Annotated in this window: 18 protein-coding genes; 3 read left to right on the top strand and 15 right to left on the bottom strand. The window is 65.8% G+C overall.

Going from position 1 to position 18,369, the window contains the following annotated elements:
- Positions 1 to 128: 128 nt before the first annotated feature.
- The 12 genes from CAG11_RS06860 to CAG11_RS06805 are packed head-to-tail and all read right to left on the bottom strand — an operon-like array spanning position 129 to position 10,937.
- On the bottom strand, positions 129 to 2,468 hold the full coding sequence (locus tag CAG11_RS06860; RefSeq protein ID WP_085595612.1) for an MMPL family transporter: 2,340 nt from the start codon (positions 2,466 to 2,468) through the stop codon (positions 129 to 131).
- The gene (locus tag CAG11_RS06855) at positions 2,452 to 3,063 is read right to left on the bottom strand and encodes an outer membrane lipoprotein carrier protein LolA (RefSeq protein ID WP_085595609.1); all 612 of its coding nucleotides are present in this window, start codon (positions 3,061 to 3,063) and stop codon (positions 2,452 to 2,454) included. The genes CAG11_RS06860 and CAG11_RS06855 overlap by 17 nt, the downstream gene beginning before the upstream one ends.
- Positions 3,060 to 3,485 (bottom strand): thioesterase family protein, encoded by a 426-nt coding sequence (locus CAG11_RS06850; RefSeq protein WP_022639936.1) that lies wholly within the window; start codon positions 3,483 to 3,485, stop codon positions 3,060 to 3,062. Before CAG11_RS06850 ends, CAG11_RS06855 begins: the two co-directional genes overlap by 4 nt.
- Positions 3,478 to 5,022 carry a histidine ammonia-lyase gene (gene hutH / locus CAG11_RS06845; RefSeq protein WP_022639937.1) on the bottom strand — a complete coding sequence of 515 codons (1,545 nt, stop codon included), beginning with the start codon at positions 5,020 to 5,022 and terminating at the stop codon, positions 3,478 to 3,480. Before hutH ends, CAG11_RS06850 begins: the two co-directional genes overlap by 8 nt.
- A complete protein-coding gene (locus CAG11_RS06840) occupies positions 5,003 to 5,950 on the bottom strand; it encodes a glycosyl transferase (protein WP_022639938.1) in 948 nt (315 codons plus the stop codon). The genes hutH and CAG11_RS06840 overlap by 20 nt, the downstream gene beginning before the upstream one ends.
- Positions 5,947 to 6,681 (bottom strand): glycosyltransferase family 2 protein, encoded by a 735-nt coding sequence (locus CAG11_RS06835; protein ID WP_085595779.1) that lies wholly within the window; start codon positions 6,679 to 6,681, stop codon positions 5,947 to 5,949. The genes CAG11_RS06840 and CAG11_RS06835 overlap by 4 nt, the downstream gene beginning before the upstream one ends.
- Before the next feature lie 19 nt (positions 6,682 to 6,700).
- Entirely contained in the window at positions 6,701 to 8,374 is a 1,674-nt protein-coding gene (locus CAG11_RS06830) for an AMP-binding protein (RefSeq protein WP_085595607.1), read from the bottom strand.
- On the bottom strand, positions 8,371 to 8,916 hold the full coding sequence (locus CAG11_RS06825; protein WP_085595605.1) for a hypothetical protein: 546 nt from the start codon (positions 8,914 to 8,916) through the stop codon (positions 8,371 to 8,373). Before CAG11_RS06825 ends, CAG11_RS06830 begins: the two co-directional genes overlap by 4 nt.
- The gene (locus CAG11_RS06820) at positions 8,913 to 9,167 is read right to left on the bottom strand and encodes an acyl carrier protein (protein WP_085595603.1); all 255 of its coding nucleotides are present in this window, start codon (positions 9,165 to 9,167) and stop codon (positions 8,913 to 8,915) included. The genes CAG11_RS06825 and CAG11_RS06820 overlap by 4 nt, the downstream gene beginning before the upstream one ends.
- Positions 9,168 to 9,176: 9 nt before the next feature.
- On the bottom strand, positions 9,177 to 9,449 hold the full coding sequence (locus tag CAG11_RS06815) for a phosphopantetheine-binding protein (RefSeq protein ID WP_022640294.1): 273 nt from the start codon (positions 9,447 to 9,449) through the stop codon (positions 9,177 to 9,179).
- Positions 9,418 to 10,239 carry a 1-acyl-sn-glycerol-3-phosphate acyltransferase gene (locus CAG11_RS06810; RefSeq protein ID WP_085595601.1) on the bottom strand — a complete coding sequence of 274 codons (822 nt, stop codon included), beginning with the start codon at positions 10,237 to 10,239 and terminating at the stop codon, positions 9,418 to 9,420. Before CAG11_RS06810 ends, CAG11_RS06815 begins: the two co-directional genes overlap by 32 nt.
- Positions 10,215 to 10,937 carry a beta-ketoacyl synthase chain length factor gene (locus CAG11_RS06805; protein WP_085595599.1) on the bottom strand — a complete coding sequence of 241 codons (723 nt, stop codon included), beginning with the start codon at positions 10,935 to 10,937 and terminating at the stop codon, positions 10,215 to 10,217. The genes CAG11_RS06810 and CAG11_RS06805 overlap by 25 nt, the downstream gene beginning before the upstream one ends.
- 343 nt (positions 10,938 to 11,280) lie before the next feature.
- Between CAG11_RS06805 and CAG11_RS06800 the strand changes: the two genes are divergently transcribed.
- Positions 11,281 to 12,051, top strand: a complete 771-nt coding sequence (locus CAG11_RS06800; protein ID WP_022640297.1) for a ParA family protein — start codon at positions 11,281 to 11,283, stop codon at positions 12,049 to 12,051.
- Positions 12,052 to 12,102: 51 nt separating this feature from the next.
- On the opposite strand, the gene trxC is transcribed toward CAG11_RS06800, so the two are convergent.
- A complete protein-coding gene (gene trxC / locus CAG11_RS06795; RefSeq protein WP_085595597.1) occupies positions 12,103 to 12,537 on the bottom strand; it encodes a thioredoxin TrxC in 435 nt (144 codons plus the stop codon).
- 226 nt (positions 12,538 to 12,763) lie between these two features.
- Here trxC and CAG11_RS06790 point away from each other — a divergent pair, with 226 nt between their 5' ends.
- Positions 12,764 to 13,054, top strand: a complete 291-nt coding sequence (locus tag CAG11_RS06790; protein ID WP_085595595.1) for a type II toxin-antitoxin system HigB family toxin — start codon at positions 12,764 to 12,766, stop codon at positions 13,052 to 13,054.
- A gap of 2 nt (positions 13,055 to 13,056) precedes the next feature.
- Positions 13,057 to 13,458, top strand: coding sequence for a type II toxin-antitoxin system HigA family antitoxin (locus CAG11_RS06785; RefSeq protein WP_085595593.1), 402 nt, complete (start codon positions 13,057 to 13,059; stop codon positions 13,456 to 13,458).
- Between the two features lies 1 nt (position 13,459).
- On the opposite strand, the gene selO is transcribed toward CAG11_RS06785, so the two are convergent.
- A complete protein-coding gene (selO, locus tag CAG11_RS06780) occupies positions 13,460 to 14,923 on the bottom strand; it encodes a protein adenylyltransferase SelO (protein ID WP_085595591.1) in 1,464 nt (487 codons plus the stop codon).
- 69 nt (positions 14,924 to 14,992) lie between these two features.
- Positions 14,993 to 18,319 (bottom strand): mechanosensitive channel MscK, encoded by a 3,327-nt coding sequence (mscK, locus tag CAG11_RS06775; protein ID WP_022640302.1) that lies wholly within the window; start codon positions 18,317 to 18,319, stop codon positions 14,993 to 14,995.
- Positions 18,320 to 18,369: the final 50 nt, after the last annotated feature.

Genomic DNA, 18,369 nt, shown 5'->3' with positions numbered 1-18,369 from the left:
TCGGCTGCCGGAGGGACGCTGGCGCTTTGCGCCAGCAGGCGACATTCCATTTCAATTGTTGGCATTGGGGCTCCTTGCCGCTGCGGCGGGATTCTGGTTCGGGTAGGCCATGCTGGCCGACGGCCGGCTCACGGTGCTGGCTCCGCTGGCGCAGCGGGGTGCGGTTCATGGCCGGCCCAGGGGGCGAGGATGAAACTGAAAGCCAGGCCGAGGCTGACGGCCAGGCCGAAATTGCTTACCGCCGGGGTGCTGGAGATGGCCAGCAGGCCGAACGACAGCCAGGTGGTCAGCGCCGCCAGCAGGGTGCCCAGCAGGCTCACGGCCGCACCGCCGATCCGCTCGCGCATGAGGATCGCGTAGTCGACGCTGATGGCGGTCACCAGCAGCAGGCCGAACAGGCTGAACAGCGTCAGCGGCTGCCCCAGCCAACCGAGGCTGGCCAGGCTGCACAGGGCCGCCAACAGCGGCAGGGCCACCAGGCGCAAGGCCCCGCCGAGACCGAAGGGCAGGATCAGCACCAGCACGATCAGCACGCAGGAGGCCAGCTTGAGCTCGGCGGCGCTGACCTGGGTGGCGGCGAAGACCCGGTTCAGCTCGCCCAGGCGATCCACCAGCTGGATGCCCGGCAGGTCGCCGGACTGGACCCGCAGCAAGGCCGCGTCGTTCAGGCCCTGCAAGCTGACCAGGGCGGCCACGCCCTGGGCATTGGTCCCGAGCCAGAGTGGCCGGAAGGGTTCGGCCAGCGGCCCTGCCAGCGCGCTGTCGATGTCTGCCAGGGGCAACTCCTGCAATTGCTTGAGTTCGGCCTGCAGCGCCTGCTCGGGCACACCCAGCGCCAGCAGTGGCTGCCAGTATTCGGGCAGGCGCTCGAGGGCCGCGCGGACCTGGCGTTGCTGCGCTGGCTGGCTGAGCAACTGGTTGAGCGACAGATAGCCCTTGAGCTTGCCCAGGCCCACCAGGGGTTGCAGGCGCTCGTCCAGGAGGTCGAGGCGTTCCAGCAGTTGTTGCTGGTCGGCTGCGCGCACCAGGAAGAACTGGCTGGTGGGCTGGTAGCCGGTGATCCGGGCGATGGCCTGGGCCTCTTGCAGCAACTGGGGCGGTGCGCCGACCCACTGGCGGATATCGTTCTTGCTGTCGAGCTGCCACAGGCCCGCCGCGCAAAACAGCCCCAGCAGCCCCAGTAGCACCGGGCTCGGCACCCGTGCCAGCAGGGCGCTGCGCAGCCGCAGCAAGCTGGCGGCGACCCGCAGCGGCCACTGCGCCGGACGCAGCTCGACCTTGCGCAGCAGCGCCGGCAGCAGGCACACGGCCGCCAGGTAGGCGCCCAGCAGGCCGGCGGCGGAGAACACGGCGATCTGGGTCAGGGCCGGGAATGGCGTCCAGGCCAGGGCCAGGTAGCCGATGCAGCTGGTGGCCAGGCTCAGGCTCAGGCCCGGCAGGGTCAGGCGCAGGGCCGGCCAGCTGCGCCAGGGCTTGAGGCTCCAGCTCTTGGACAGGTAGTGCAGCGGATAGTCCACGGCCACGCCGATCAGGCTCGAGCCCAGCACCAGGGTCATGACGTGCATGTGCCCGAACAGGGCGACGCAGGCCACGGCACCAAACAGCATGCCCACCAGCACCGGGACGAAGGCCAGCAAGGCGTGCCAGCGGCGAAAGGCCAGGAGCAGCAGCGCCAGGATGCCCAGGGTCGCGCCTCCGCCGACCCAGGAGATCTCCCGGGAGGCCTGTTGCTGGCCGCTGGCGGCATACAGCAAGCCACTGGCCGCCAGTAGCTGTCCTTGCTGTTGAATGGCGTGTTCGCGGCTGTGCTGCAGCAGCCCGGCCACCTGCAACGGCAATTGCAGGTCGAAGGCATTGCCGGCGCTATGGGCCCGCAGCAGCACCCAGTGCTTGCCGTCGGCCTCGGCCAGCAGCGCGCCGCTGCCGATGTCCAGTTGCACGCTGGCGTGTTGTGGCTGGTTGGCCTGGATCCGCCCGGTCAGCCCCAGCCAGTCATCCTGGCTGGGCACCAGGGTGAAGCCGGCAAAGGGATCGAACAGGCTCTGCACTCGTTGCTGGATGAAGGCCCGGGGCTGTTCGAGCAACTGCTGGCGATCCTTGGCCGAGAGCATCGCCAGGCGACCCTGCAACAGTTGCTTGCGCAAGGCCGGCAGGTCGGCCTGCAGGGTCCATTGGACCTTGTCGAACAGGCCGCTGGCCTGCCACTGCACGGCCAGCTCGCGAGCCAGGTCCAGCGCCTGCTGGCGTTGGGCGTGGCCCACCAGGACCAGGATCTCGCGGTTCAACGGTTCCTGCATGCGCTGTTCGGCCTGCAACTCCAGGGCGTCCGGGGCCGTGCCTGGCACCAGTTCCATGAGGTCGGCCGACAAGGGCGCGCCGTGGCGCCACTGCCAGGCGGCAGTGGCCAGGACCAGGGCCAGCAGGATCAGGAAGAGGCGTGGCAACCAGCGCTCACTCGGCAAAGTCATGGCGTTCCAGGTCGCTCAGGGGTTGGTTGCTGGTGCTGTCCTGCATGATCAACAACGTGCGGTCGCCCTGGGTTTCCAGCAGCTCGATGCGTTGCACCAGGGCGCCGCCGTCGATGTCGATCCGGGTGAAGATCTGCTGGAGCAGCAGTGAACGCGGCAGCAGTTGCAGGTGCCAGTCTTGCGCGGTGCCTTGCAGGCGCAGTTCGAAGTCCCGCTGCAGGCCGCTGCTGTCGCCTTGCAGCACGGCCAGGAACAGGCGGTTGTGCTCGGCGCCGGCGCTCTTGCCCGGCAGCATCTGCCAGCCCTCGGCATCGCGGCGGGCGATGCCCTTGGGCGTGATGCGGTAGTCCTGTTGCAACGGGGTCTGCAACAGCCACAGCAGGCCATGCTGGCGGGCCAGGACGAACTGGCCCTTGCTGGTCAGTGGCTGCGGCAGGGCCCGCAGGTATTTTTCCTGGATGAAACGACCATGGATCACCTCGGGGCGCGACAGCTGCTCGCTCAATCGCTGCAGGTCGAAGTCCTGGGCCTGGGTCATGGGCGGCACGGCCAGCAGGAGCAGGCAGGCCAGCAGCAAGTGTTTACAGAGGGTCATGGCAACAGGCGCTCCACGGCGTCGGTGAAGATCTTGGGCGAGGCCAGCTGCATTTCGCGGCTGGCGATTGCCACGGCCACTTGTACCGAGCTGGCGCGGGTCAGGCGCTCACCCGTGGCCAGATCGGTGATCAGGTAGTTGATCTTCAGGCGGTTCTCCCATTCCACCAGGCTGGCGCGCACGTTCAGGGTCTGGCCGAACACCGCGCCACGTACATAGCGCAGTTGCAGGTCGATCACCGGCCAGGCGTAGCCGGAGTCGCGCATTTGCTCATAGTTGTGGCCAAGCCTGTCGAGCAGCGCGCAGCGGGCGACCTCCAGGTACTTGACGTAATGTCCGTGCCAGACCACGTGCATGGTGTCGACATCGAAGAACGGCACCAGGATCTGGGTATCGACGTAGATCGCTCCCTGGCTACGCATGCAACCTCCAGTGTTGTTCGGCGATACGTTGCAGGCACAGGCGCAGTTCGCCCTCCAGGGCGCGGTCCTCGATCACCGGTGGAAAATCCTCGGCCAGCTGCGCGCGCATGGCCGCCAGGGCCGCCGGCAAGGCTCGGGCATCGGCTTCGCGGCTGCGCAGCCAGACGCCCTGGTTGGCGGCCAGCAGGGTCGCGGCGGCCACTTGTTCGGTGAGCTCCAGCACGCGCAGCGCATCGCGGGCGGCAATGGTGCCCATGCTCACCTTGTCCTGGTTGTGGCACTCGGTGGAGCGCGAGAACACGCTGGCCGGCAGGGTGTTCTTCAAGGCTTCGGCGGTCCAGGCGCTGGCGCCGATCTGCACCGCCTTGAAGCCATGGTTGAGCATTGCCCGTTCAGCCGTCGCGCCGGACAGGTTGCTCGGCAGGCCGTGGTTGTAGCGCACGTCCACCAGCAGTGCCAGTTGCCGGTCCAGCAGGTCGGCGACGTTGGCCACCAGGTTCTTCAGGCTGTCCATGGCGAAGGCGATGTGCCCGCCATAGAAGTGCCCGCCGTGGAGCACCCGCTCGGCCTCGGCGTCGATGATCGGGTTGTCGTTGGCGCTGTTGAGCTCGGTTTCGATGAATGAGCGCAACCAGCCCAGGCTGTCGGCCAGCACTCCCAGTACATGGGGCGCGCAGCGCAGGGAGTAGCGGTCCTGGAGACGATGCAGGGGCGCGGTGGGGGCGTCGATCGCCAGGTCCTGGCGCAGCCAGGCGGCAACCTGGGTCTGGCCCGGATGGGGCTTGGCGGCGAACAGGCGTTCGTCGAAGTGCTCAGGGTTGCCTTGCAGGGCCACCACGTTCAGGGCCGTGATCCGCGTCGCCAGGCGCAGCAGGTAGTCGGCGCGGGCGAAGGCCAGGCAGGCCAGGCCAGTCATTACCGCGGTGCCGTTCATCAACGCCAGGGCCTCCTTGGGCCGTAGCACCAGGGGCTGCCAACCCAGCTCGCGGTGTACGTCGGCCGACTCGCGGCGTTCGCCACGGAACAGCACCTGGCGCTCCCCGGACAGGGTGGCGGCCACGTAGGACAGCGGCGTCAGGTCGCCACTGGCGCCCACCGAGCCTTCCTGGGGGATCAGCGGCAGGATGTCCAGGTCGAGGAAGGCTTGCAGGCGTTCCAGCAACTCCACGCGCACTCCGGACATGCCGTGGCACAGCGACTGCAAGCGCGCCGCGAGCACCGCCCGGGTCGCCTGGGGTTCGAGCAACTGGCCCAGGCCGCAGCCGTGGAAGGTGTACAGGTGCCGGGGCAGCGCCTCGACATGCTCCAGTGGCACCGCCACCACGCAGGAGTCGCCGTAACCTGTGGTCACGCCGTAGATCACCCCTTCCTTGTCCAGCAGGGAGTCGAGGAACTGCGCGCCCTTGGCGATACGCTGGCGCCAGGCCGCATCGGCTTGCAGGCGCGCTGGCGCCTGGCGGTTGGCCAGGGCCAGCACGTCCTCGATGCGCAAGGGATGTTCGCCGAAGGTGACCGGCTCAGGAGTCGAGGTTGTCATCGGTTTTCCAGAATGGGTAGAAGTTGAACCACTGTTGCGGGGCTTGCAGGCAGTAATGGCCCAGGCGCTCGGCATAGCGCGTGGCCCATTGGGCGATCACTTGCTGGCGGTCGCTGCGCTTCCACTGCACGGCCTCGGCGAAAGGTTCGAGGATCACTCGGTAGCGCCCCTGCTGCTTGAGGCAGAGCAACAGGTTGACCGGGCACTTGAGCAGCCCGGCCAGCAGCCAGGGTCCCTGGGGAAAGGCCGCCGGCTGGCCGAGGAAATCCACCTGCACGTTGCGCCCGCCATGCAGCGGCACTCGGTCGCCGGCGATCGCCAGCCACTCGCCGCGCTCCAGGCGCTGGCTCAGTTGCAGCATGATCGCCGGGTCCAGCTCACTGACCTGGACCAGCCTCAGGTTGCTGGCCCCGGCCTCGCCCAGCAGGCGGTTGAAGCGTTCGGCGTGCCGGGTATGCACCAGCACGTTCATGGTCACCTGCTCGCCGAGTTCGGCCAGGGCCCGGCAGACTTCCAGGTTGCCCAGGTGGGCGCCCACCAGCAGTTGCCCGCGTTCGCCGCGCAGTTGCTGGCGCAGGCCCGCCGGGTCGAGGATCTCGATCTGTTCCAGGCGCAGCTTGCCGTTCCACACATCGAGCTTGTCCAGCAGGGCCTCGGCGAAGGCCATGAACTGGCCGAATACCCGGCGCTGGCTGGGCAGCAGGTCTTCGCGCTGGTGGAAGCGGGCCAGGCGCAGCTGGTATTGCCAGATGCTGCGGCGGGCGCTGCGGCCGAACAGGAAAAAGTACAGGACGATGGCGTACAGCAGCGGGCTCAGCACCCTGCGGCCCAGGGTCCGTACGCCGAAGGCGGTGAGTTTCATCAGCCAGAAGCTGCCGCGTTCGCGGCGTTCGGCCCAATGCCTGTTGGAGGAGGGCTCGCGGTTCATGTGCGCCACCGCCGCCAGAGAATCAGAGGCAGGCGCGCGAGCATGCCGAAGAACAGCTTGGCGTGCATCCTGGAAATCAGGGCGTTGTCGTGCCACAGGCGAAAGTGCGACAGGCCGTCCTGGGGATAGTGGACCCGGGTCGGCAGCCAGAGCATGGCCTGGTTGCGCCAGGACAGGCGCACGAGGATTTCCGGGTCGAAGTCCATGCGCCGGCCCAGGGCCACTGAATCGACCAGGGCCAGGGTCGGTGCCAGGGGATAGACCCGGAAACCGCACATGGAGTCCGGGATCTGCAACGACAGGCTGTTGATCCACACCCAGACGTGGGTCAGGTAGCGGGCATAGAGCCGACCCTTGGGCACGCTGGCGTCGTACTGTGGATAACCGCAGACCAGGGCCTGGGGCGACTGGCGCGAACAGTGGATGAAGTTATCCACAGCGCTCAGGTCGTGCTGGCCGTCGGCGTCCACTTGCAGGGCATGGCTGAAGCCCAGGCGTGCGGCCTCCCGCAGGCCGGCCATGACCGCGCCGCCCTTGCCCTGGTTGACCGCCAGGCGCACCAGGAACACTTGCTCGCGCTCGGCCAGGCGTTGCAGCACACTGGCGCATCCGGGGCTGCTGGCGTCGTCCACCAGGATGCAGGGCAGGCCCTGTTCCCGCAGGGCGTCGACCACCGCCGGCACGGCGCCTTCGTGGTTGTAGACCGGGATCACCGCGCAAGGGTTATGCACAGGCGCCTGGCTGGACAACTTATCCACAGCTGTCCTCCAGCAGGATACGGCCGCTGGAACAGGCAGCCCCGGCATTGAGGTAGGCGAAGTACAGTTTCTGGCGCTGGGTGTCGAAGCGCAGGTTCAACTGGATGCGATCGCCGGGGCGTATCAGTTGCTGGAACTTCAGCACTTCCATCCCGGCGAAACGGCCCGGCAGTTCCAGCAGGCGCTGGCCGAGGGCCAGGGCCCAGTCCACCTGCACCACCCCGGGAAGGATCGGCGCCTGGGGAAAATGCCCGCTGAAATAGGCCAGGTCCGGGGGGATCGCCAGTTGCAGCTGCCACTCGTCGTCCTGCTGCAATTGGGCCAGGACCTCCGGCTCCCGCGGGCGCGGCGCCTGGAGCAGGGCCTGGACCTGGGCCTGGGGCAGCTTGCCCTGGGCGGTGAGCGGCAACTGGCGCAGCAGGCGCCAGCGCCGGGGCAGGGCCAGGGCCTCGCAGTGCTGGGCCAGGTGCTGGCGCAGGGCCTGGACCAGGTGCCGCCGGCCCTGGTTGCGCAGCACATGCAGGCCGGCTTCGTCGAGCACCAGCAGGGCGCCCAGGTAGGCACGGTTCTCCTCGATCACCCCAAGGCGGGCCTCGGCGACCCAGGCGTGGCTTTCCAGGGCCTGCTCCAGCATGGGCAGGGAGATGCGTTTTTCTTCCAGCTTGACGATGCGGTCCAGGCGCCCCAGCAGTTCGAAGCGACCGTCGGTGGCGATCCGCGCGGCATCGGCACTGTGTTCCACGTGTCCGGCCGGCAGGTAGGGCGAGGCGATCAACAGCGCACCGTCGGCATCCTGGCCCAGTTGCACATCGGCGAAGGGTTGCCACAGTGTCGCGCCCTGGCGCCAGGCGATCCCGCCGGTCTCGGAGCTGCCGAGGATCTCCGTGGGCCATTGCCCCAGGCGCTGCTGCAAGCTCGCGGCGGCGGGCGCGGGCAAGGCGCCGCCGGAAGAAAATACTCGCCGGACCTGGCTCAGGGCCGGCCAGTCGAGGTTGTCGCCCATGCGCTTGAGCAGTGCCGGGCTGGCCACCCAGGCGAATGCCGGGCATTCGCGGCTGGCCCGTTGCAGGTCTTCGGGGAACGCCAGTTGGCGCCGCAGGAACGGGCGACCGGCGCACAGCGGCCAGAGCACCCGGAACAGCAGGCCATAGATGTGCTGGGTGGCGACGCTGCCGATGATCCAGGCCGGGCCCAGGTCGTGGCCCCAGAGCTGCTCCAGGGCCTGTACTTCATTGGCCAGCTGGCGCAGTCGCTTGTCGATGCGCTTGGGTTCGCCGCTGGAACCGGAGGTGCACAGGCTCAGGCGACAGGTGTCCAGGTCCAGGTCGGCCGCCGCCAGGGGGCCGGTCGCGGTTGCCGGCAGTGGCGGGTCCTGGTCGGTCAGCCATAAGTCGACCTCCGTCGCCCAGCGCTGGCGGGTCTGGGCTTGCAGATCGGCGGGCAGCAGCACGCTGGCCCCGGCACGCCAGGCTCCGAGCAGGGCCACCGCCAGTTCCACGGCATCTTCCAGGTGGATCGCCACGCGCTCGACGTGCAGCTCCCGGAGGGTCGCGGCCAGGCCAAGGGCCCGGGCCTGCAGGGCCGCAAGGTCGATATCGGGATGGGCGGCGGCCAACCGTGGCCCTTGTGTCTCGAGCAAGAGCTGCTCAAGGGGAATCCAGTTCATCTACGGCCTCTTACCCGTTGGCGCAACAGCCATTCGATGGCGAACAGCAAGCCTATCAGCCCGTAGGCGATCAGGCCGTTGTACAGCATCCACCAGTCCAGCGGCGCCCAGAGTGTCAGCGCGGCGGCGATCAGGCCATTGCAGAGGAAGAACAGACTCCAGGCGATAGTCACCTGGCGGGTGTAGCGTATGGCCTGTGGCGGCAGCTCCGGCTCGCTGAGGCGGGCCAGGCGCTCGGCTACTGGCGGGCCGTACTTGAGGCTCAGGCCGAACACCCCCAGCATGCAGGCGCTGATCAGCACCGGGTACCAGCGCAGTAGTCCCGGGCGATCGAACCAGGCCAGCAACAGGCAGAAGACGAGCGCGGCACCGGCCATCCACAGGCTGCCGGGACGACGCTCACCGGTCAGTGCCCGGACCAGCCACAGGCTGCCCAGCAACAGGCCGAATTGCCATGGCGCGAAGTGCTCCATGCCCAAGTACACGGCGAAGGGATAAAGCAGGCCGGCCAGCAACAAGCCCAGGCCGATCAGGCGGTTCATGCGGCCGGCTGGACCAGACGATAGACCGCCTCGACCACGTCGTTGACGGTACGCACCGACTTGAACTCCTCGGCGGCGATTTTCTTGCCGGTCTGGCGCTTGATGTGGTCGATCAGGTCGACGGCATCGATGCTGTCGATTTCCAGGTCCTGGTACAGGTTGGAGTCCAGGCTGATGTTCGACGGTTCCACTTCGAAGAGTTCGACCAGGGCATCGCGCAGGGTATTGAAGATATCGTCACGGGTTTGCATGGTCGGTTCTCAAGCTGCCTGTTTTGCGCTGACGAAGGCCGCGAGGCTCGCCACGTTGCTGAAGTGATTGCGGGTGTCCTTGGCGTCGGCGTCGATCTTGATGCCGTACTTCTTCTGGATCGCCAGGCCCAGTTCCAGGGCGTCCACCGAGTCCAGGCCTAGGCCTTCGCCGAACAGTGTCTGCTGGTCGCCGATGTCCTGGGCGCTGATGTCTTCCAGGCCCAGGGCATCGATGATCAGCAGTTTGATTTCAAGCATCAGGTCCGGGTGCGTATCGCTCATCTTTGGCGAGCTCCTTGGTGAAATAGTTGTGCAAGTGCTCATTGAGCTTGCGCGAAGCCTGGGGCGCCGGGCCCTGGGCGGCAAAGGTCTGTGGGTCTATATCGGCACCGACGTGAAAACTGAAGTGCACCCGGCGTTGCGGGATCCGGTACCAGGGCTCGGCCTTGGTCAGCGTGCTGGGGCTGACCCGGATCACCACTGGAGTGATGAGCTTGGCACCGCGCAGGGCGATCGCCGCGGCTCCCCGATGAAAGGCCGGCGCTGCGCCAGGAAGGGTGCGGGTGCCCTCGGGAAAGACGATCAGCGTCTGGCCTTCGTGCAGAGCCCCGCAGGCGTTCTCGAGCATCTCCAGGCTGCCGTCGTTGCTGATGTACTGGGCCGCGCGCACCGGGCCACGGGTGAAGGGGTTGTTCCACAGGCTCTCCTTGACCACGCAGTTGGCGTCGCGCACCAGGCCGATCAGGAACACCACGTCGATCAGCGACGGGTGGTTGGCGATGATCATCTGGCCCGGGCGCCCCAGTTGCCCGGCGCCCTGGACCTCGTAGGTGAGTACGCCGCACCTGGCCATCCAGCGGATGAACAGCCAGAACAGTCGGCTGATGGTCTTGCGCGCCCGCAACCGCTGGTCCGGGGCATCCCCGGGCAGGCAGGCCAGCAGCGGGAAGATCACCAGGCGCAGGCACAAACCACCTATTCCGAACACTGCAAAGCTCAGCGCCGTGGCCACCAGGCGCCAGTAATAGGCATCGCGCCCCTTGGTCTTCACTGGTTGCGTTGCCAGGTCCATGTGCGATTCATCCAGGCATGTTGGCAATAAGGTTGCGGCCCAAGCAGGGTACGCAACAGGTTCAGGGCGTGGGGCCATTGGGTTGGAACCTGGGGCCGGCCGCCGGTGCCCTCCAGCGACAGTTGCCATTCCTCGCCGGGGGTCAGCAGCAGGCCCAGGGCATAGGGAAAGGGCACGTCGTCGATCCAGTCGGCGTAGGCCTGGGGTGGCTGCTCCTCGGTGATCACCAGCAGTACGTGGGGGGCGCCGTCGGCCAACAGCGCCGCAGCTTCCAGCATGCCGTGCTCCAGGCCGTCCCCGGCCGCAGCCAGGGCGGTCATCTCGCTGGTCTCGCCCCGCATGATGGACCACAGGCCGATCACCGCGTTGTGCACCGAGAGACTGAACTGGGTGGGCGACAACGGTTGCTCGGCGGCCAGGTCGCTGAGGATCTCCAGGGTTCGCGGGGTTTCGCCATGGCGGGAAATGAACACCAGGGGCAGGCGCTCGAGGCCCTCGGCCAGGGGCCAGCCAACGCTGAAGGCCATGCGGGCCAGGCGACTGAGGCGACGGCGCTGCATGGCGGGCAGGAAGGAAACGTCCGGAGCGCTATCGCTGCTGGCCGGCAGGGCCGGCTGCTGGCACCAGGCCTGCCAGGCGTCCACGCCCTCGAGCCCAGGGGCCCACGCACGCCATTGAGCGATATTGAACTTGATCACTTGGTTTCATCCCGCCCCTGCGGGCTTTCTTGACGTGGTGCGGCGCTGGGGGTGGCGCCTGGCCAGGATGACGCGTAAGCGCCAGTGGCGCGCATTATCCCGGTGCAACAGTCATGTAGCAAATAGCGGATGGACTGCTGGTCGCAAATGAGATGAATCTGCCGTGGAGCGAAAGTCCCTTCGCCACCACCGGCTGCCAAGGCCTTGTGCAGGCGCCTGGCAGCGGGGCTGGCGCAGTAGCCGACCGGTCCCGGGATAGCCGGCCGAACTTGCGTTGCCGAGGTAGCTAAGGGGCGGCGTCGGCTACTACACTCGGTGATCTTTGATACACGGAGGTCTAGCTATGCGGCGCGTGGTGTTCAATCAGAAAGGTGGCGTGGGCAAGTCGAGCATTGCCTGCAATCTGGCGGCGGTCAGCGCCAGCGAGGGGTATCGCACCTTGCTGGTGGACCTCGATGCCCAGGCCAACTCTACCCAATACCTTACCGGCCTGACCGGCGAGGACATTCCCATGGGCATCGCCGACTTCTTCAAGCAGACCCTGTCTTCCGGGCCGTTCTCCAGGAAGAACCAGGTGGACATCTACGAGACGCCGTTCGACAACCTGCATGTGGTGACCGCCACGGCGGAACTGGCGGACCTGCAGCCCAAGCTGGAGGCCAAGCACAAGATCAACAAGCTGCGTAAATTGCTCGACGAGTTGTCCGAGGATTACGAGCGGATCTACCTCGATACCCCGCCAGCCCTGAACTTCTATGCGGTATCGGCGCTGATCGCGGCCGATCGTGTGCTGATTCCCTTCGATTGCGACAGTTTTTCCCGCCAGGCCCTGTACGGCCTGCTGGCCGAGATCGAGGAGTTGAAGGAGGACCACAACGAAGAGCTCGAGGTCGAGGGTATCGTGGTCAACCAGTTCCAGGCCCGGGCCAGCCTGCCGCAACAAATGCTCGACGAGCTGATTGGCGAAGGCCTGCCGGTGCTGCCGGTGTACCTGGCCAGCTCGGTGCGCATGCGTGAGTCCCACCAGGCCAGCCTGCCGCTGATCCATCTCGACCCACGGCACAAGCTGACCCAGCAGTTCGTCGACCTGCACAACCTGCTGGAAAACGCCTGAGTTTCAAGTTGCCATGGGCGCAGGGCGTGACCTGCGCTTCATGGCGTCATCTCAAATCCCCTGGCTACGCAACCAGCCGATCAACTGCGGCAAGGGCAGGGCGCCGCTTTGCCGGGCCACTTCCCGGCCATTCCTGAACAGGATCAGGCTTGGAATCGAGCGAATGCCCAACTGTGCCGAAAGCTGCTGGTTGGCTTCGCTGTCGAGCTTGGCCAGGCGGCATTTGCCGCTCAGTTGCGCGGCGGCCTGCTGGAAGGTCGGTGCAAAGGATTTGCACGGCCCGCACCAGTCTGCCCACACATCCACCAGCAACGGCAGGTCGCCCTTGACCTGGCTGGCGTAAGCGCCCTGTTGCAAGTCAAAGGGTTTGTCCAGCAACACCTCGGCCTTGCAGCGCCCACACCTGGGATGGTCGCCCAGGCGCTCGGCGGGGATGCGGTTGAGGCCGTTGCAGTGCGGGCAGGGGATCAGCAGTGGGTCGGTCATGGAAGCTCCGGGTCAGTGGCCAATGGCATCTATCTGGAGTCGTGGCGCGGATTTATCAAGCCGCGGGGCGGTGGATGCATCCGCTCACATATTGGAGCCCTGTCCCTGGCCTCCTATCTCTCAGGATTGGGAGGGCATCGACCGCTGGTCTATTCATCATTATCGCAACTTGCGATTGACCGGCTTTCTGGCTAGCTTTCATAGCAATATGCGATAGGGACATTGCATGCGAGTGATCACTGCAAAACGTATATGGGAGGCCAAGGAGAAATGGCCGCAGTCAGCCAAGGCGCTGGATGATTGGTACCGACTGATCAAGAGCAATAGCTTTGCCGATTTCTCGGCAATCAAGGCCATGTTCCCGGCTGTGGACAAGGTCGGTCCATTGCATGTCTTCGATGTGGGTGGCAACAAGCTGAGGTTGATTGCCGTCCTGCGCTACACCACCCAGAAACTCTATATCAGGTACATATTGAACCACCGTGAGTACGACCGAGGGCAATGGAAGGAGGGATGACAATGAGTGTGTTGATCAAGCAGGCGGCCGAGCACTGGCAATTCGTTGCGCCATTGCTACGCAAGCCTCGGACCGAAGAAGACTATGATCGACTGGTCCAGGCTCTGGATGAGTTGCTGGACCTTGCGGGGGATGATGAGGCTCATCCTCTGAACAGCCTGCTGGAGATCATTGGTGACTGGATCGAGGCGTATGACCTCGAACACCGGCCTATCCCCAAGGCTAGTGGCATCGATGTACTGCGTTACTTGATGCGCGAGCACGGCCTGACCCAGAGCGACCTGCCCGGGGTCGGGGCGCAATCGGTGGTTTCCGAAGTGCTGAGTGGCAAGCGCCAGCTCAACCTGCGGCAGGTGCGCTGGCTGTCCGAGCGCTTCAAGGTGGCGATGGAAGTGTTCGCCTGACTCAGGACGAACAGCTGATTTCCAGGTGCTTGCCCCAGTCCGGCGGCCGCTTGGCGTAGCGGTCCATGCCAGCCTGCTCCTCGAACGGCCGGCTCAGCACCTGGTGCAGGCGCCGCACTTCGCTGTAGTCGCCCGATTCCGCGGCCTCGATGGCCTGTTGCGCCAGGTAGTTGCGCAGGATGTACAGCGGGTTGACCGCGTGCATGCGCGTGCGGCGGTGCTCCTGGCCCTGCTGCGGATCGCGGGCCACCCGCGCCACGTACGACTCGGCCCAGGCATCGAAGCCCTTGAGATCGACGAAGTCGTCACGCAGCTGCGCCACGGCCTGCTCCGGCGCCGTGTCCCCCAGGCGGCGCAAGAACAGGCTGTAGTCCACGGCGCTGCCCTGCATCAGTTGCAGCAGCCGTTCCACCAGTTGCTGGTCGGCGTCCTCGGCATGGGTCAGGCCCAGGCGCCGGCGCATCAGGTCCAGGTAATGGGCCTGGTACAACGGCAGGAACAGGCCCAGCGTTTCACGCAGGTCCTCGACCGCAATCAGTGGAGTCAGGGCCTGGGCCAGGGCGCTGAGGTTCCATTGGCCGATGGGCACCTGGTTGCTGAAGGAGTAGCGACCCTGGTCATCGGAGTGGTTGCAGATGAAGTGGGCGTCGAAGTCGTCGAGGAAGGCGAAGGGGCCGAAGTCGAAGGTGATGCCCAGGATCGACATGTTGTCGGTGTTCATCACGCCGTGGCAGAAGCCATAGGCTTGCCATTTGGCGATCAGCTCGGCATTGCGCTCGACGATCTCGCGGAACATCGCCAGGTAGGGCTGGGGCTGGTCCCGGCAGTCGGGAAAGTGCTGGGCCAGTACGTGCTCCGCCAGCTGGGTGTGCTGCTCGGACTTGCGCGTGTAGTAGAAGTATTCGAAATGCCCGAAGCGAACATGACTGGGCGCCAGGCGCAGGACCATGGCGCCGCGCTCCTGCTTCTCGCGCCACACCGGGGTGTCCGAGCCGATCACGCACAGCGCCCGGCTACTGGGAATGCCCAGGGCATGCAGGGCCTCGGAGGCGAGGAACTCGCGGATCGACGAGCGCAGCACTGCGCGGCCATCGCCCATGCGTGAGTAAGGCGTCTGGCCGGCGCCCTTCAGGTGCAGGTCCCAGTATTGGCCGGCATCGTTGCGCACTTCCCCTAGCAGCAAGCCGCGACCATCTCCCAGCTGGGGGTTGTAGGAGCCGAACTGGTGCCCGGAATAGACCATCGCCCGGGGTTCGGCCTCGGACCACAGCTTGTGCCCGCCGAACAGCTCGGCGAATACCGGGCTTTCGGCGACGGCGGGGTCCAGGTCCAGCAGGGCCATGGCTGCCGGGCTGGCCACCACCAGGCGCGGGTTGTCCAGGGGCTCGGGCAGCACATGGGTCGAGAAGGCGTCGCCCAGGCGGGCGAAACGATTGTCGAAGGTCAGTTCGTCGAGGGCTTTCAACGGCCATCTCCCAGCAGAATGTCCGAGTATTCTGCTGGGCAAAGCCGTTCGCGTCGAGTTCGCCGGGCGTTAGGGGGCTGGCTTTTCCGGCGCTGGCGGGTCCTGGGGTTTCTCCGGGCCGATGGGCACCATCTTGTACTCCTGGCCTTGGAGGTTCTTGAGGTAGACCTCCATCTGCCGGAACGAGATGTTGATGTGCTGCTTCTTGAACTCGCGGCTGATGAAGCGGTTGACCTCGTCGATCACCGGGTTGCGGTCGCCCAGCTCGCGCACGTGCATGCGCAGTTCGTGGTCCAGGGTGCTCTCGCCGAAACTGAGGAAGTACACCTGGGGTTCCGGTTCCTTGAGTACCCGTGGGTTCTCCCGGGCGGCCTTGAGCAGCAGTTCCTTGACCAGGTCCAGGTCCGAACCGTAGTCGACGCCGAGTTTCAGGGTCACGCGGGTGATGGTGTCGGTCAGCGACCAGTTGATCAGTTGTCCGGTGATGAAGGTCTGGTTCGGGACGATGATGTCCTTGCGGTCGAAGTCGGTGATGGTGGTGGCACGGATGCGGATCCGGCTCACGGTGCCCGACAGGTTGCCGATGGTGATGGTGTCGCCGATCCGCACCGGGCGCTCGAACAGGATGATGATGCCGGAAATGAAGTTGGCGAAGATCGCCTGCATGCCGAAGCCCAGGCCTACCGATAGCGCGGCCACCAGCCATTGCAGCTTGTCCCAGCTGACGCCGAGAGTCGACAGGGTGGTGACGAAGCCGACCCCGGCGATGGCATAGGAGAGCAAGGTGGTGGTGGCGTAGGCGCTGCCCTGGGCCAGGTTCAGCTTGGACAGCACCAATACTTCCAGCAGGCCCGGCAAGTTGCGCGCCAGGGCGAAGGTGATGCCGACGATGATCAGCGCGCCGAGCAAGTCGCCGATGCTGATGGGCACCATGCTCATGTTGGCGCCGGTGCCGCTGGTGTACTCGTAGAGGGTCACCCGGTCCAGGTAGGAGAACACCGAGATCAGGTCGGCCCAGACCCAGTACAGGGCCACCATGAAGCCTCCCAGCAGGGCCAGGCGGATCAGGCGCAGGGACTGTTCGTTGACCTTCTCGATATCCATGGTCGGCTCTTCGACCACCGCTTCGCCGCTTTCCCCGGCCTCCTTGGCCGCCTGGCGCTTGCTCAAGGCGCGCTGGTAGGCCAGGCGCCGCGCCGCGACGGCCAGGCCGCGCACGAAGGTAGCCTCGACCACCAGCCACAGCATCAAGAGGTACAGGGTGTTGATCAGGCGATCGCTGAGCTTCAGGGCGGTGTAGTAGAAGCCGAAGCACACGGCGATGAACAAGGCGATCGGCAGCAGGGTGAACAGCAAGCCCACGGCCTTGCGGAACAGCGAGGCGTTCTCGTGGGTCGGGCTGCTGAGCAGCAGGCGACTGAGCAGCCAGGCCATCAGGGCATAGCAGGTCAGCACCACGGCGATGCCCAGTACATCCTCGGCCAGGGCCGCGGGTTGCAACTCGGCCACCGTGACCACGGCCACCAGGGCCAGGACTACCAGGCCCAGGCGGCGGATCCACCCACGCAGGAACTCCACCTGGGGTTTCTCCCAGCGAAAGTGCAGTTCGGCCACGCCGCCGGGGGCCAGGATCCGATAGGCGGTGTAGAACACCAGCCAGGCCTGGGCGATCTGCAGCAGCGCTGCGCCCAGGGTGGCATTCTGTCCCCGGGCATCGATCTGCAGGGCATAGCCGCACAGCGCCAGGCCCAGGGCCAGGGGCATCGCCAGCAGGACGTTGACCAGGATCGCCAGGGGCGTGTGCCACTGACTATCACGTTTGAAGTGGCCGATATCCTTGTGCACCTTGCTCAGGCGCGCATACAGGCTCTTGCGTCGCCACAGCAGGGCGCCGATCAACAGCAGCAGGGGCAGGAACAGCAAGGGCTGCTGCACCAGCGCGTCGATCAGCTCGCTGAAGCTCGAGGCCCAGGGCAAGGTGGTGACCTGGTACTGCAAGCGATCGGGCACCTGGCGCAGCCATGCGGTGTCCAGTGGCTTGTTGCTGGGGATCCAGAACATCTGCTCGTCGAGGGTCGCCCGCAGGGTCTGGGTGGTGCTGAGCAGCTGCTTCTGGTTCAGCTGCAGGGTGATGGATTCATTGAGCAGCGCGCTCAATTCGCGGTTCAGGCGGTCCAGCAGGTCGACCCGGGTATTGGCCAGTTCCAGCAGGGTCTTGCGCAATTGCGGGGTGACCTGCTCGGGCGGCTGGTTCTTGAGCAGGTTGTCGACGTAGGCGGTGGGGCTGCTGAGCAGCTCGCGCTGCTGGCTGACCTCGAACTGGTAGAGGCGGATATCGGCGATATTGTTCGCCAGGTCGCGGTCGACCTTGAGCCGCGGCAGGGCCTGTTTCTGCTTGTAGAGGATCTTGGACAGCAACAGGCTGCCCTTGAGCACGCTGATCTGCTCGTCCAGCGCCGCGGCGACCTGGGTTACGTTGTCCAGTTGCTGCTTGGTCTGCAGGTTGCGCTGGGTCTGTTCGTTGAGTTGGTCGGTGAAGTGCAGGAGATAGTCTGAGGCTTCTAGATTGATGGCGCTCTCGGTGGCCAGCAGGCTGCTGCCGCCGGCTTTCTGCGCTTCGATGGACTGCTGGGTAACCGTCTCCTGGGACTGGGCCAGGCGCTTCTGGTTGATCAGGGTCTGCAGGTCCTGGGTTTCCTGTTCCAGGCGCGCGATCTTTTCCACCAGCAGGTCGTGCTGGCTGCTGCCCAGGTCTTGCAGCTGGCTGTTGCCTGCCAGTTCCTGGCGGCGCAGCGGGATCAAGGCATTGATCGCCGCGAGCTCGGCATTGAGCAGGTTGCGCTGGTCGCTGCTTAGCAGCTTGCCGTTGTCCTTGCCCGCCTTGAGGATGGTGTTGATCTGCAGGATTCGCGTCTGGCCGTTGCTGATCTCGGCCTGGGCCCGTTCGGGGCGGGTCTGGGCGCTGATGGTCAGGCTGTTGGCCTGGGCCAGGGCTTTTTGCAGTTCACCCTGGGCGGTGGTGCGCTCGGCCAGCAGTTGCTCCAGCTGCGTCACGCTCAGCGTGGCATAGCGCTGGGTCACCGGCACCACCTTGCTGGCCTTGAGGCGTGCCAGCTCGCGCTGGTTTTCCAGGGTCTGGCGTGGAGCGTTGGCCAACTGCTGCTTGAGCTCCGGCAGGCGCTGTTCGTAGTCCTGCAGGTTGGCCAGTTGGTTCAGGGTGTTCTGCAAGACGGTCTGCAGGGCCTTCTGATCGACTTCCGACAGCTTGCGCTCGGCGATCTTGTCCAGGCTTTGCTGGACCGCCTCGGCACTGGGCGGATCGCCGCCCTGTGCGGCGCCGACAGAGAGACTCAGGCCCAGCAGGGCAATGGCGAAAATTTTACGCAGGGTCGGCATAGGGATCGATCGAGCAAGCAAGTAGGAATAGGGGGAATGCGACGGCAAGA

Source organism: Pseudomonas sp. B6(2017) (assembly GCF_002112765.1).
GTDB lineage: Bacteria > Pseudomonadota > Gammaproteobacteria > Pseudomonadales > Pseudomonadaceae > Aquipseudomonas > Aquipseudomonas piscis.
This window is presented reverse-complemented; position numbering and strand designations above follow the sequence as displayed.

What these genes read in the sequence shown, in the direction of transcription:
- CAG11_RS06840 (WP_022639938.1), bottom strand. Translation starts at nt 5,950, where the DNA reads ATGAACCGCGAGCCCTCCTCCAACAGGCATTGGGCCGAACGCCGCGAA.
- CAG11_RS06830 (WP_085595607.1), bottom strand. Translation starts at nt 8,374, where the DNA reads ATGAACTGGATTCCCCTTGAGCAGCTCTTGCTCGAGACACAAGGGCCA.
- CAG11_RS06825 (WP_085595605.1), bottom strand. Translation starts at nt 8,916, where the DNA reads ATGAACCGCCTGATCGGCCTGGGCTTGTTGCTGGCCGGCCTGCTTTAT.
- mscK (WP_022640302.1), bottom strand. Translation starts at nt 18,319, where the DNA reads ATGCCGACCCTGCGTAAAATTTTCGCCATTGCCCTGCTGGGCCTGAGT.
- CAG11_RS06790 (WP_085595595.1), top strand. Translation starts at nt 12,764, where the DNA reads ATGCGAGTGATCACTGCAAAACGTATATGGGAGGCCAAGGAGAAATGG.
- CAG11_RS06850 (WP_022639936.1), bottom strand. Translation starts at nt 3,485, where the DNA reads ATGCGTAGCCAGGGAGCGATCTACGTCGATACCCAGATCCTGGTGCCG.
- CAG11_RS06815 (WP_022640294.1), bottom strand. Translation starts at nt 9,449, where the DNA reads ATGAGCGATACGCACCCGGACCTGATGCTTGAAATCAAACTGCTGATC.
- trxC (WP_085595597.1), bottom strand. Translation starts at nt 12,537, where the DNA reads ATGACCGACCCACTGCTGATCCCCTGCCCGCACTGCAACGGCCTCAAC.
- CAG11_RS06855 (WP_085595609.1), bottom strand. Translation starts at nt 3,063, where the DNA reads ATGACCCTCTGTAAACACTTGCTGCTGGCCTGCCTGCTCCTGCTGGCC.
- CAG11_RS06820 (WP_085595603.1), bottom strand. Translation starts at nt 9,167, where the DNA reads ATGCAAACCCGTGACGATATCTTCAATACCCTGCGCGATGCCCTGGTC.
- CAG11_RS06860 (WP_085595612.1), bottom strand. Translation starts at nt 2,468, where the DNA reads ATGACTTTGCCGAGTGAGCGCTGGTTGCCACGCCTCTTCCTGATCCTG.
- CAG11_RS06785 (WP_085595593.1), top strand. Translation starts at nt 13,057, where the DNA reads ATGAGTGTGTTGATCAAGCAGGCGGCCGAGCACTGGCAATTCGTTGCG.
- CAG11_RS06800 (WP_022640297.1), top strand. Translation starts at nt 11,281, where the DNA reads ATGCGGCGCGTGGTGTTCAATCAGAAAGGTGGCGTGGGCAAGTCGAGC.
- hutH (WP_022639937.1), bottom strand. Translation starts at nt 5,022, where the DNA reads ATGACAACCTCGACTCCTGAGCCGGTCACCTTCGGCGAACATCCCTTG.
- CAG11_RS06810 (WP_085595601.1), bottom strand. Translation starts at nt 10,239, where the DNA reads ATGGACCTGGCAACGCAACCAGTGAAGACCAAGGGGCGCGATGCCTAT.